The 13,367-nt window shown below is 69.0% G+C and carries 10 protein-coding genes; all 10 read left to right on the forward strand.

Annotation, left to right across the window (positions count from 1 at the left end; all coding sequences use genetic code 11):
* The first annotated feature begins 122 nt into the window (after window positions 1-122).
* The 10 genes from secE (at window position 123) to C569_RS0104090 (ending at window position 13,336) form a co-directional block, all read left to right on the forward strand.
* On the forward strand, window positions 123-515 hold the full coding sequence (gene secE / locus C569_RS0104045; protein ID WP_018784540.1) for a preprotein translocase subunit SecE: 393 nt from the start codon (window positions 123-125) through the stop codon (window positions 513-515).
* Between the two features lie 35 nt (window positions 516-550).
* Window positions 551-1,273 carry a transcription termination/antitermination protein NusG gene (gene nusG / locus C569_RS0104050; RefSeq protein ID WP_018784541.1) on the forward strand — a complete coding sequence of 241 codons (723 nt, stop codon included), beginning with the start codon at window positions 551-553 and terminating at the stop codon, window positions 1,271-1,273.
* A 186-nt stretch (window positions 1,274-1,459) separates the two neighbouring features.
* Complete coding sequence (rplK, locus tag C569_RS0104055) at window positions 1,460-1,891, forward strand: 50S ribosomal protein L11 (RefSeq protein ID WP_018784542.1); 432 nt, start codon at window positions 1,460-1,462, stop codon at window positions 1,889-1,891.
* A gap of 88 nt (window positions 1,892-1,979) precedes the next feature.
* The gene (rplA, locus tag C569_RS0104060; RefSeq protein ID WP_018784543.1) at window positions 1,980-2,696 is read left to right on the forward strand and encodes a 50S ribosomal protein L1; all 717 of its coding nucleotides are present in this window, start codon (window positions 1,980-1,982) and stop codon (window positions 2,694-2,696) included.
* 115 nt (window positions 2,697-2,811) lie between these two features.
* On the forward strand, window positions 2,812-3,603 hold the full coding sequence (locus C569_RS34070) for a hypothetical protein (protein WP_231394716.1): 792 nt from the start codon (window positions 2,812-2,814) through the stop codon (window positions 3,601-3,603).
* Window positions 3,604-3,889: 286 nt separating this feature from the next.
* Window positions 3,890-4,435, forward strand: coding sequence for a 50S ribosomal protein L10 (gene rplJ, locus C569_RS0104070; RefSeq protein ID WP_018784544.1), 546 nt, complete (start codon window positions 3,890-3,892; stop codon window positions 4,433-4,435).
* A gap of 53 nt (window positions 4,436-4,488) precedes the next feature.
* Complete coding sequence (gene rplL / locus C569_RS0104075) at window positions 4,489-4,875, forward strand: 50S ribosomal protein L7/L12 (protein WP_018784545.1); 387 nt, start codon at window positions 4,489-4,491, stop codon at window positions 4,873-4,875.
* Between the two features lie 577 nt (window positions 4,876-5,452).
* Entirely contained in the window at window positions 5,453-8,884 is a 3,432-nt protein-coding gene (locus C569_RS0104080) for a DNA-directed RNA polymerase subunit beta (protein ID WP_026267678.1), read from the forward strand.
* An 80-nt stretch (window positions 8,885-8,964) separates the two neighbouring features.
* Window positions 8,965-12,852, forward strand: a complete 3,888-nt coding sequence (locus tag C569_RS0104085) for a DNA-directed RNA polymerase subunit beta' (protein WP_018784547.1) — start codon at window positions 8,965-8,967, stop codon at window positions 12,850-12,852.
* Between the two features lie 115 nt (window positions 12,853-12,967).
* Window positions 12,968-13,336, forward strand: a complete 369-nt coding sequence (locus tag C569_RS0104090) for a hypothetical protein (RefSeq protein WP_026267679.1) — start codon at window positions 12,968-12,970, stop codon at window positions 13,334-13,336.
* The last annotated feature ends 31 nt before the right edge of the window (window positions 13,337-13,367 follow it).

Consider the following 13,367-nt stretch of genomic DNA (forward strand, 5'->3'; position numbering starts at 1 on the left):
TTCGGGCCCTCCCGGCCGGTCCGCCGGCCGCGGCCCGTCGCGGGACGGTTGGTCCGGCCGGCGTGACCAACACGCCGCGCACGCCGCCCGGCGTGCGACCCCATACCCGCACGGAGGGCGAAGTGGCCGAGAGCAAGCGCCGCGGCGAGGACGACGGCGACGAGCGTCTGGACGACGACGCGACCGTTGACGGCGTGGCCGACGACGACGCCACCGACGCGGACGAGCCGGTCTCGCGGGGCGGCACCGCGACCCGTGCGCGGGCGCAGGCCGAGCCGGCCGAGGGCCGGAAGACCCGCAAGGACGCCGAGCGGATCGGGCTGTTCGCCCGCATCGCGCGGTTCTTCCGCGAGGTCGTGGCAGAGCTGCGTAAGGTCATCTGGCCGACCCGCAAGGAGCTGCTGACCTACACGGCCGTGGTGGTCACCTTCGTCGCGGTGATGCTGGCGATCGTGGCCGGCCTGGACTACGGCTTCGCCAAGGCGGTGCTGTGGGTCTTCGGCGAGCCCAGCTGACCTGCGGACAGCGATACTGACGGAAGTGAGCGAGCGTGCCTGAGTACGACGAGACCGCCGGAACCCCGGACGAGCAGTCCACGGTGGCGACGGCGGCCAACAACGAGTCGGTCGAGGCCGCCAGCGAGCCGGAGTTCCCGACCACCGAGCTGGCCCCGGACGAGGACTTCGACCCGGTCGCCGAGCTGCGCCAGAAGCTGCGCTACGCGCCCGGCGACTGGTACGTGGTGCACTCGTACGCCGGCTACGAGAACAAGGTCAAGACCAACCTCGAGACCCGGATCACCTCCCTCGACATGGAGGACTTCATCTACCAGGTCGAGGTGCCGACCCGGGAAGAGGTCGAGGTCAAGAACGGCAAGCGGTCGCAGGTCCAGGCGAAGGTCTTCCCGGGCTACATCCTGGTCCGGATGGAGCTGACCGCCGAGTCCTACTCCTGCGTCCGGAACACCCCGGGGGTCACCGGGTTCGTCGGCGCGACCGACCGGGCCGACCGGCCGGCGCCGCTGAGCCTCGACGAGGTGCTCAAGTGGCTGGCCCCGGCGGTCGAGACCGAGCAGAAGAAGGCCAAGCCCGAGGTCAAGGTCCTCGACTTCGAGGTCGGCGACTCGGTCACCGTCACCGACGGGGCGTTCGCGTCGCTGCCGGCGACGATCAGCGAGATCAACGCCGACCAGCAGAAGCTCAAGGTGCTGGTGTCGATCTTCGGCCGGGAGACGCCGGTCGAGCTGAACTTCAACCAGGTCGCCAAGATCTGACGTACGTCGGCACCGGCGGTCACCCTGGAAAGGGTGGCCGCCGGTGCGGCGTTTCGACGACCGCCGACCTCGCCGATAAACCCGGTAGAGGTTTGCGCTACCCTAGAACGTCGGCTGTCCGCACCGTGCTGACCGTGCGCGCCCGCGGACCGGCGAGAATCCCAGTTCCAAGCCCCAGGAAGAGACATGCCTCCGAAGAAGAAGCTCGTCAAGACGTTCACGCTTCAGCTGCCGGCGGGCCAGGCCACCCCGGCGCCGCCGGTCGGCCCCGCGCTCGGCCAGCACGGCGTGAACATCATGGAGTTCTGCAAGTCCTACAACGCGCAGACCGAGTCCCAGCGGGGCGACATCGTCCCCGCCGAGATCAGCGTCTACGAGGACCGCACGTTCACCTTCGTGCTGAAGACCCCGCCCGCCGCCCGGCTGCTGATCAAGGCCGCCGGCGTGCCGAAGGGCTCGGGCGTCCCGCACAAGGAGAAGGTCGGCTCGGTCACCCGCGCCCAGCTGCGTGAGATCGCCGAGAAGAAGATGGCGGACCTCAACGCCAACGACATCGACCAGGCTGAGAAGATCATCGCCGGCACCGCCCGGTCGATGGGCCTGACCGTCGCCGACTGATCTCGCTTCACCGCTCCACCCGATCTTTCTGTTAGTGGGAGGGCCGCGAACGCCGCGCGCCCGCCAGAGACCACAGGAGTCACCAGAAATGCAGCGCAGCAAGAGCTACCGCAAGGCCGCCGAGGTCATCGACCGGTCGAAGCTCTACACCCCGGTCGAGGCCGTCAAGCTGGCCAAGGAGACCACAAACGTCAAGTTCGACGCCACGGTCGAGGTCGCGATGCGCCTCGGCGTCGACCCCCGCAAGGCGGACCAGATGGTCCGTGGCACGGTCAACCTGCCGCACGGCACCGGTAAGACCGCCCGCGTGATCGTCTTCGCCGCCGGCGCGAAGGCCGAGGAAGCCGTCGCCGCGGGTGCGGACGAGGTGGGCACCGACGAGCTGGTCGCCCGAATCCAGGGCGGTTGGCTGGACTTCGACGCGGCGATCGCCACGCCCGACCAGATGGCCAAGATCGGCCGGATCGCGCGGATCCTGGGCCCGCGCGGTCTGATGCCGAACCCGAAGACCGGCACCGTGACCATGGACGTCACCAAGGCCGTCTCGGACATCAAGGGCGGGAAGATCACCTTCCGGGTGGACAAGCACTCCAACCTGCACCTGATCATCGGCAAGTCCTCCTTCTCGGAGAACCAGCTGGTGGACAACTACGCTGCGGTGCTGGACGAGGTGCTGCGGGCCAAGCCGTCCGCGGCCAAGGGCACCTACCTCAAGAAGGTCACCCTCACCACCACCATGGGTCCGGGCGTCCCGGTCGACCCGAAGGTCGTGAAGAACTTCCAGGAGGACTCGGCCGAGGGCTGAGCACGCGTACTCCCGGACGGGGCCCCGCCACCACGCTGTGGCGGGGCCCCGTCCGTTCGTCAGGTGGGCGGAGCGACTGGGCCTGACCCGTGTCCACGACGTGCGCCTGCCGCGGTTGTCAAAGGGCACCGCGCAGAAGGTCGGCCTGGCGCAGGCGCTGCTGCGTCCGCCCGGCCTGCTGGTGCTCGACGAACCCTGGGAGGGGCTGGACGCCACCGCCCGCGAGTCGGTCCCCGAGATCATCGGCGCGGTGCTCGCCAACGGCACGGTGACCGAGGAGGCGTCGCCGGGCGGCGCGGCCCTCGTCGTGGTCGAGCTGGCGGTGCCGGCCGCCGGGCTGGTCGCCGCCGTCGCCCGCCTGCGCGCCGACGGCCACCAGATCATTCGGGTACGCGAACACGCCGTCCCGCCGCCCGCCACGCACCCGGTGCCAGCCTCCGCCGGCCCGTCGGGCACTGGCGCCCGGCGCTGCCGGCCCCGGGGCCGACGCAGGTTCAGCGGGCGAGGACGGCCGATCCGGTTCCCCGGATCAGGCCGGCGCCGAGGCCGGGGACTCCGCCCGGCCCGGGCCGGCGCCGCAGGCGGCCCGGTGATCGCGCTGATCCGCCTGCGGCTGACCGGCTTCCTGCGTACCGGACGGGCGCTGGCGCCGGTGCCGGCCGGCCTGCTCGTCCTCGGCGTCCGTTACGGCGGTGGCCCGGCTCGCGGTGGCGCTCGGCGCGCTGGCCAGCCGGGCCGTGACCCGCAGCGCCGGGTACGGCGTGGCCGTGCTGGTCACCGGCGCGGCCGGGATCGGTCTGCTGCTCACCGGCTGGGCGGTGGCCTGGACGGCGGTGGCGTTGACCGGCTACGCGTGGAAGCGGCGCACCCGGTCCTGACCTCTGGTGACCGGGAGCACTCCGGCTGATTTGGTGCTGCGGCGCGCGTCGCGTAACCTGGTGCGGTAGTTCCACCCAAAGACCGCTGGTCACCGTGCTCCGGCACGGTCGAAGGTCCCGCGACGACGGGCGACCCGCGCAGGGCGGTAAGCGAAACTCGGTGTCACCCACGGTCCGCCGACTGTGCCCGTGTCCCGGCCCTCGCCCCGTGCGCCCTGCGCCGGGGCTTTTTCGTTGTCGTGATGCCTCCGCCGCCGTCGTCGAGCCTCGGCTCGCCGCCGGCGTACCAGCTCCGAGCAACGAGAGAGGAGGGACATGGCGGACAAGCCGATCCGGGCCGACAAGGCCACGGCCGTCGCCGAGCTGACCGAGAGCTTCCGCAACGCGGGAGCGACCGTGCTGACCGAGTACCGCGGGCTCACGGTTTCGCAGCTCACCCAGCTGCGGCGCTCGCTCGGTAAGGAGACCAGCTACACGGTCGCGAAGAACACGCTGGCCAAGCGTGCCGCGGCCGATGCGGGCATCTCCGGCCTCGACGAGCTGTTCTCCGGTCCTACCGCGCTGACTTTCGTTTCGGGCGACGTCGTCGAGGCGGCGAAGGGGCTTCGCGACTTCGCGAAGGCCAACCCGAAGCTCGTCATCAAGGGCGGTGTCTTCGAGGGCAAGGCCATTTCCGCGGCCGAGGTCACGAAGCTCGCCGACCTGGAGTCCCGCGAGGTGCTGCTGGCCAAGCTGGCCGGCGCCATGAAGGGCAACCTGAGCAAGGCCGCGGCCCTGTTCCAGGCTCCGCTCGCCAAGACCGCGCGTCTGGCGGCCGCCCTGCAGGACAAGCGCGAGAAGGAGGGCGCCGAGGCGGCCTGAGGCCACCCGGCGCACCCACGTTCTTAGTTTTCACTTGAGAAAGGACGCCAGACATGGCGAAGCTCAGCACCGACGAGCTGCTCGACGCGTTCAAGGAGATGACGCTGATCGAGCTCTCTGAGTTCGTGAAGCAGTTCGAGGAGACCTTCGAGGTCACCGCCGCCGCTCCGGTCGCCATGGCCGGCCCGGCCGGTCCGGGTGCCCCGGCCGCCGAGGCCGAGCCGGAGAAGGACGAGTTCGACGTCATCCTCGACGCCGACGGTGGCAAGAAGATCCAGGTCATCAAGGTCGTGCGCGAGCTGACCGGCCTGGGCCTCAAGGAGGCCAAGGACCTGGTCGAGGCCGCTCCGAAGGCCGTCCTGGAGAAGGCCAACAAGGAGACCGCCGAGAAGGCCAAGGCCAAGCTCGAGGGCGAGGGCGCCAAGGTCACCCTCAAGTGACCTTGTGGTTTACCTGACGCGCGTCCGGCTCACGTGAGCCGGGGCACACCGCGTCGCGGCGGGCGGTGATCCGGGAGACCGGGTCGCCGCCCGCCGTGTTGGTGCAGCCGGCCGGCGGACGGCGTGAGCAGGGCGTACAGCGTCCTCTCATCGGCCGGTCAGCGACCTCTGCCGGTAGCCCGTCGGTGGGAAAGACACCCCGAGCGGTAACCGGCCCTTGACGCGGCACCGACCTGCCAGGCACGCTGAACATCAGCAAGACCTTCCGCGCTTGCAACGGCCGCCTCTCGGGTATGGACAACGGCAGCACCGCCGCCGCGGCACCCGAGCGGACCGGCAGGAGCGTCGCGTTCCGAGCGGCCCGGTCGACCCGGTTTTCCGAGGTCCCAGGGCTTGTTCCGCGACGACCTGCGGGGTGGGCTGGACAGCGGTTAGCCTCTCGGCTACACTGCTAGTTTGCGCTGCCTTCCGAATTGACCCCTGCTCGGAAATGTCCGATTGTGGATATTTCTGGTGGGGTCATTGGAGTGCACGCGTACCAGCCGTTCTGCAGCACCGGTCCTCGGAAGGACGCATCTTGGCAGCTTCCCGCCCTGCGAAGACCAGTCGTACGTCGAGCGCATTCGCGCCCCGCCGAGTTTCTTTCGGTCGGATCACCGAACACCTCGAGGTCCCCAACCTCCTCGCCATTCAGAACGAGTCCTTCGACTGGCTCGTCGGCAACGAGGCTTGGCAGGGCCGGTCGGCGGACGACCCGCACGCACGCTCGGGTCTCGCGGAGATCCTCGACGAGATCAGTCCCATTGAGGACTTCTCCGGCACCATGTCGCTCTCCTTCTCGGCTCCGCGCTTCGACGAGGTCAAGGCCTCGATCGAGGAGTGCAAGGAGAAGGACCTGACCTACTGCGCGCCGCTGTTCGTGACCGCGGAGTTCACCAACAACACCACCGGCGAGATCAAGAGCCAGACGGTGTTCATGGGTGACTTCCCGATGATGACGCCGAAGGGCACCTTCATCATCAACGGCACCGAGCGCGTCGTGGTCAGCCAGCTCGTCCGCTCGCCGGGCGTGTACTTCGACAAGCAGCCGGACAAGACCTCCGACCGCGACCTCTCCAGCGTCAAGGTCATCCCGAGCCGGGGTGCCTGGCTGGAGTTCGACATCGACAAGCGCGACACGGTCGGCGTTCGCATCGACCGCAAGCGCCGGCAGGCCGTCACCGTCCTGCTCAAGGCCATCGGGTGGTCCGCGGAGCGCATCCGCGAGAAGTTCGGCTGGTCCGAGCTGATGATGACCACGCTCGAGAAGGACCACATCGCCGGGCAGGACGAGGCTCTGCTCGACATCTACCGCAAGCTCCGCCCCGGCGAGCCGCCGACCCGCGAGAACGCCCAGACCCTGCTGGACAACCTCTTCTTCAACCCGAAGCGGTACGACGTCGCCAAGGTCGGGCGATACAAGTTCAACAAGAAGCTCGAGCTGGACGTGCCGATCACCACCGGGACGCTGACCGAGGACGACATCGTCGCCACCGTGGAATACCTCTGCCGGCTGCACGCCGGTGAGGAGGGCTACGAGGCCGACGACATCGACCACTTCGGCAACCGTCGCCTGCGCACCGTGGGCGAGCTGATCCAGAACCAGGTCCGGGTGGGTCTCTCCCGGATGGAGCGGGTCGTCCGCGAGCGGATGACCACCCAGGACGTCGAGGCGATCACGCCGCAGACCCTGATCAACATCCGCCCGGTGGTGGCGGCGATCAAGGAGTTCTTCGGTACGTCGCAGCTGTCCCAGTTCATGGACCAGACCAACCCGCTGGCGGGCCTGACCCACCGGCGCCGGCTGAGCGCGCTCGGCCCGGGTGGTCTGTCCCGCGAGCGGGCCGGCTTCGAGGTCCGGGACGTGCACCCGTCCCACTACGGCCGGATGTGCCCGATCGAGACGCCGGAAGGCCCGAACATCGGCCTCATCGGCGCGCTGTCCACGTTCGCCCGGGTCAACCCGTTCGGCTTCATCGAGACGCCGTACCGGAAGGTCATCGACGGCCGGGTCACCGACCAGATCGACTACCTGACCGCGGACGAGGAGGACCGGTTCGTCAAGGCGCAGGCCAACGCCCCGCTGAGGTCGGACGGCACCTTCGCCGAGGACCGCGTCCTGGTCCGCCGTAAGGGCGGCGAGACCGAGGACGTCCCGCCGGGCGCCGTGGACTACATGGACGTGTCGCCGCGGCAGATGACCTCGGTCGCCACCGCGATGATCCCGTTCCTGGAGCACGACGACGCGAACCGCGCGCTCATGGGCGCGAACATGCAGCGTCAGGCGGTGCCGCTGGTCAAGGCCGAGGCCCCGCTGGTCGGTACGGGCATGGAGTACCGCGCGGCGGTGGACGCCGGCGACGTCGTCGTCGCCGAGGTCGGCGGTGTGGTCGAGGACCTGTGCGCGGACTACGTCACGGTCCACCAGGACGACGGTCACCGCCGGACGTACCTGCTGCACAAGTTCCGCCGTTCCAACGCCGGCTCCTGCGTCAACCAGAAGCCGGTCGTCTTCGAGGGCGACCGCGTCGAGGCCGGTCAGGTCATCGCCGACGGTCCGTGCACCGACGAGGGCGAGATGGCGCTCGGGCGCAACCTGCTCGTGGCGTTCATGACCTGGGAGGGCCACAACTACGAGGACGCGATCATCCTGTCGCAGCGCCTCGTGCAGCAGGACGTGCTCACCTCGATCCACATCGAGGAGCACGAGGTCGACGCCCGGGACACCAAGCTCGGCCCGGAGGAGATCACCCGCGACATCCCGAACGTCAGCGAGGAGATGCTCGCCGATCTCGACGAGCGCGGCATCATCCGGATCGGCGCCGAGGTCGTGCCCGGCGACATCCTGGTCGGCAAGGTCACGCCGAAGGGCGAGACCGAGCTGACCCCCGAGGAGCGGCTGCTCCGCGCGATCTTCGGTGAGAAGGCGCGCGAGGTCCGGGACACCTCGCTGAAGGTGCCGCACGGCGAGACCGGCACGGTCATCGGTGTGCGTACCTTCTCCCGCGAGGACGGCGACGAGCTGCCCCCGGGCGTGAACGAGCTGGTCCGGGTCTACGTGGCCCAGAAGCGCAAGATCCAGGACGGTGACAAGCTCGCGGGCCGCCACGGCAACAAGGGCGTCATCTCCAAGATCCTGCCGATCGAGGACATGCCGTTCCTGGAGGACGGCACCCCGGTCGACATCGTGCTGAACCCGCTCGGTGTGCCGTCCCGGATGAACATCGGCCAGGTCCTGGAGACCCACCTCGGGTGGGTGGCCAAGACCGGCTGGAGCGTGGACGGTGACGACGAGGAGTGGAAGCGCCAGCTCCGCTCGATCGACGCGCACGAGTCCGAGCCGGACACCAACGTGGCCACGCCGGTCTTCGACGGTGCCCGCGAGGAGGAGATCTCCGGTCTGCTGGCGTCGACCCTGCCCAACCGGGACGGCAACCAGCTCATCGGGCGCAGCGGTAAGGCGCAGCTGTTCGACGGTCGCTCCGGCGAGCCGCTGCCCGACCCGATCGCGGTCGGCTACGTCTACATCCTGAAGCTCAACCACCTGGTCGACGACAAGATCCACGCCCGGTCGACCGGCCCGTACTCGATGATCACGCAGCAGCCGCTGGGTGGTAAGGCGCAGTTCGGTGGCCAGCGCTTCGGTGAGATGGAGTGCTGGGCCATGCAGGCGTACGGCGCCGCCTACGCCCTGCAGGAGCTGCTGACCATCAAGTCCGACGACGTCCTGGGCCGGGTCAAGGTCTACGAGGCGATCGTCAAGGGCGAGAACATCCCCGAGCCGGGCATCCCGGAGTCGTTCAAGGTGCTGCTCAAGGAGCTGCAGTCGCTGTGCCTCAACGTCGAGGTGCTCTCCAGCGACGGTGTGGCCCTGGAGATGCGCGAGACCGACGACGAGGTGTTCCGGGCGGCGGAGGAGCTGGGCATCGACCTGTCCCGGCGCGAGCCGAGCTCGGTCGAAGAGGTCTGAGGTGGTGATCCGGGGCAGGGTCACCCTGCCCCGGATCCCACTCGTTAGCTAGCAGTACAGACGACGACATAGGGGACATAGTGCTCGACGTCAACTTCTTCGACGAGCTGCGCATCGGCCTCGCCACCGCTGACGACATCCGTCAGTGGTCCCACGGCGAGGTCAAGAAGCCCGAGACGATCAACTACCGCACCCTCAAGCCGGAGAAGGACGGGCTCTTCTGCGAGAAGATCTTCGGTCCGCAGCGGGACTGGGAGTGCTACTGCGGTAAGTACAAGCGGGTCCGCTTCAAGGGCATCATCTGCGAGCGCTGCGGCGTCGAGGTGACCCGTTCCAAGGTTCGCCGGGAGCGGATGGGTCACATCGAGCTGGCCGCTCCGGTGACCCACATCTGGTACTTCAAAGGCGTGCCGAGCCGGCTGGGCTACCTGCTGGACCTCGCCCCGAAGGACCTCGAAAAGATCATCTACTTCGCCTCGTACGTCGTGACGAGCGTGGACGCCGAAGCGCGTCACCGCGACCTCTCGACCATCGAGAACGAGATCCTGGCCGAGAAGCGGCAGGCTGAGAACAGCCGCGACTCGGAGATCGAGAAGCGGGCCGCCAAGCTGGAGGCCGACCTGGCCGAGCTGGAGGCCGAGGGCGCGAAGGCGGACGTCCGGCGCAAGGTCAAGGAGGGCGGAGAGCGCGAGATGCGCCAGATCCGCGACCGGGCCCAGCGCGAGATCGACCGCCTCGACGAGGTCCTCGACACCTTCCGCAAGCTGGAGCCGAAGCAGCTGGTCACCGACGAGCTGCTCTACCGCGAGCTGCGCGACCGCTTCGGTGAGTACTTCACCGGCAGCATGGGCGCCGAGGCGATCAAGGCCCTGGTCCAGAACATGGACCTGGAGGCCGAGGCGGAGAACCTGCGCGAGACCATCCGGTCCGGCAAGGGTCAGCGGAAGATCCGGGCGCTCAAGCGGCTGAAGGTCGTCGCGGCGTTCCAGAACACCCGCAACTCGCCGCTCGGCATGGTGCTGGACTGCGTCCCGGTCATCCCGCCGGACCTGCGCCCGATGGTGCAGCTCGACGGTGGCCGCTTCGCGACCTCCGACCTGAACGACCTGTACCGGCGAGTGATCAACCGGAACAACCGTCTCAAGCGGCTGATCGACCTCGGCGCGCCCGAGATCATCGTCAACAACGAGAAGCGGATGCTCCAGGAGGCCGTCGACGCGCTGTTCGACAACGGTCGCCGTGGTCGTCCGGTCACCGGCCCGGGTAACCGGCCGCTGAAGTCGCTGTCCGACATGCTCAAGGGCAAGCAGGGCCGGTTCCGCCAGAACCTGCTGGGCAAGCGCGTCGACTACTCCGGCCGTTCGGTCATCGTGGTCGGCCCGAAGCTCAAGCTGCACCAGTGCGGCCTGCCCAAGCAGATGGCGCTGGAGCTGTTCAAGCCGTTCGTGATGAAGCGGCTGGTCGACCTCAACCACGCGCAGAACATCAAGTCCGCCAAGCGGATGGTCGAGCGGCAGCGCCCGGTCGTGTGGGACGTGCTGGAAGAGGTCATCGGCGAGCACCCGGTGCTGCTGAACCGCGCGCCGACCCTGCACCGTCTGGGCATCCAGGCCTTCGAGCCGCAGCTGGTCGAGGGTAAGGCCATCCAGATCCACCCGCTGGTCTGCACCGCGTTCAACGCCGACTTCGACGGTGACCAGATGGCGGTCCACGTGCCGCTGTCCGCCGAGGCCCAGGCCGAGGCGCGGATCCTGATGCTGTCGTCGAACAACATCCTCAAGCCGGCCGACGGCAAGCCGGTCACCATGCCCACCCAGGACATGGTCATCGGTCTCTACCACCTCACCCACCTCACTCCGGGGGGCAAGGGCGAGGGCCGGGCGTTCAGCTCGGACGCCGAGGCGCGGATGGCGTTCGACAACGGCGAGCTGCACCTGCAGGCTCCGGTCCGGATCCGGCTGCGCGACGTGGTCGGTGTGGACAACGGCGCCGGCGCCGAGCCGTGGACCGCCCCCGAGGGGTGGACCGAGGGCGAGCCGGTGACCGTGGAGACCACGCTGGGCCGGGTCCTGTTCAACGAGACGCTGCCCCCGGGCTACCGCTTCGTGAACTACGAGATCCGCAAGGGCCAGCTCTCCGCGATCGTCAACGACCTCGCCGAGCGCTTTCCGAAGGTGGCCCTGGCGGCCACCCTGGACGGGCTCAAGGAGGCCGGTTTCCACTGGGCCACCTGGTCCGGCGTCACCATCGGCATGGAGGACGTCATCGCTCCGCCGCGCAAGCGGGAGATCCTGGAGCGGTACGAGAAGGAAGCCGACCGGATCGACAAGCAGTACCAGCGTGGTCTGATGACCGCCGAGGAGCGCCGCGGCGAGCTCATCGAGATCTGGACCAAGGCGACGAACGAGGTCGCCAAGGAGATGGACACCGCGCTGCCGCAGGAGAACCCGCTGTGGAAGATGATCAACTCGGGTGCCCGCGGTAACCTGCTCCAGCTCCGGCAGATCGCGGCGATCCGTGGTCTGGTGGCCAACCCGAAGGGTGAGATCATCCCGCGGCCGATCAAGGCCAGCTACCGGGAGGGTCTGTCCGTGCTGGAGTACTTCATCTCCACGCACGGTGCCCGTAAGGGTCTCGCGGACACCGCCCTGCGTACCGCCGACTCGGGTTACCTGACCCGGCGTCTGGTGGACGTCTCGCAGGACGTCATCATCCGCGAGGAGGACTGCGGCACCGACCGCGCCATCCCGATGCAGGTTGGTGAGCGCATCGACGGCACTCTCGTCGTGCACGAGCACGCCGAGACCAGCGTGCACGCCCGGACGCTCGCGGACGACATCAAGGGGCCGGACGGCACCGTGGTGGCCCACCGCGGCCAGGACATCAACTCCATCGGCGTCGACGCGATCGTCGCCGCCGGGGTGGAGACGGTGCGGGTGCGCAGCGTGCTCACCTGCGAGTCGAAGCTGGGCGTCTGCGGTGCGTGCTACGGCCGTTCGCTGCCGACCGGCAAGACCGTTGACGTCGGCGAGGCGGTCGGCATCATCGCCGCCCAGTCGATCGGCGAGCCGGGTACGCAGCTGACGATGCGTACCTTCCACACCGGTGGTGTCGCGGGTGAGGACATCACCCAGGGTCTGCCCCGTGTCCAGGAGATCTTCGAGGCCCGGGTGCCGAAGGGTAAGGCGCCCATCGCCGACACCCCGGGTCGCATCCGGATCGAGGACGGCGAGCGGTCCCGCAAGATCGTGGTCATTCCGGACGACGGCAGCGACGAGATCGTCTACGACAAGATCTCGAAGCGGGTCCGGCTCCGGGCGCACGACGGCGACCACGTCGAGGTCGGCGAGAAGCTCACCGAGGGCACGATCGACCCGCACGAGCTGCTGCGCATCCTCGGCCCGCGCGCGGTCCAGGTCCACCTGACCCAGGAGGTCCAGGAGGTCTACCGCTCGCAGGGTGTGCTCATCCACGACAAGCACATCGAGATCATCATCCGCCAGATGCTCAAGCGGGTGACCGTGATCGACTCCGGCTCGACCGAGTTCCTGCCGGGTGTGCTGGTCGACCGGGCGCTGTTCGAGTCGGAGAACCGCCGGCTCGTCGGCGAGGGTGGCGAGCCCGCCGCCGGTCGCCCGGTGCTGATGGGTATCACCAAGGCCTCGCTGGCCACCGACTCCTGGCTGTCGGCGGCCTCCTTCCAGGAGACCACCCGGGTGCTGACGGACGCGGCGATCCACGCCCGCAGCGACTCGCTGATCGGCCTCAAGGAGAACGTGATCATCGGTAAGCTCATCCCGGCCGGTACGGGCATCAGCAAGTACCGCAACGTCCGGGTCGAGCCGACCGAGGAGGCGAAGGCCAAGGTCTACTCGATGACCGGCTACCCGGAGACCGACTACGGCTTCGGGCCGGCCAGCGGCCAGGCGGTTCCGCTGGACGACTTCGACTTCGGGTCGTACCGCTAGGCAGTAGGAAACGACGAGGCCCCCGGCTGATGCCGGGGGCCTCGTCGCGTCCGGAGTTCCGGGACCGGCTGCCTTCCGTCGGGACGGACGGCCGGGCCGGGGCATGATGGAGGGCATGACGACCGTGCCCGGGCAGGCGCCCGTCGTGCCGCACGCGTACCGCCATCCGTACGACCCGGAGCCGGTCCGCTCCACCAAGGCCCGCGCGGTCCTCGCGCTCGGGCTGATCGGCGCGCTCACCGGTTTCTTCCTCGGCGGCGCGGTCCCGGCCACGATCGCGCTGATGCTCGCGCGGCAGGCGCGCCGGGAGGCGTACGCCTCGGGTGGTTACCTGACCGGCGCGGACTGGCTGCGGCGCGGTGAGCAGATGGCGCGGACCGGGCTGCTGCTGACCGCCGTCGCTGTGGTCGCGGCGGTGGTGATCGGTGTGGTCCGGGCCGCTGACGCCTCGTTCGGCCACGACTTCGCGCCGAACTTCGACTGACCCGGTGGGGGAGCGGGCCGCCGCCCGCTCA

It is taken from the genome of Micromonospora sp. CNB394 (genome assembly GCF_000374985.1).
Classification (GTDB): Bacteria; Actinomycetota; Actinomycetes; order Mycobacteriales; family Micromonosporaceae; genus Micromonospora; species Micromonospora marina.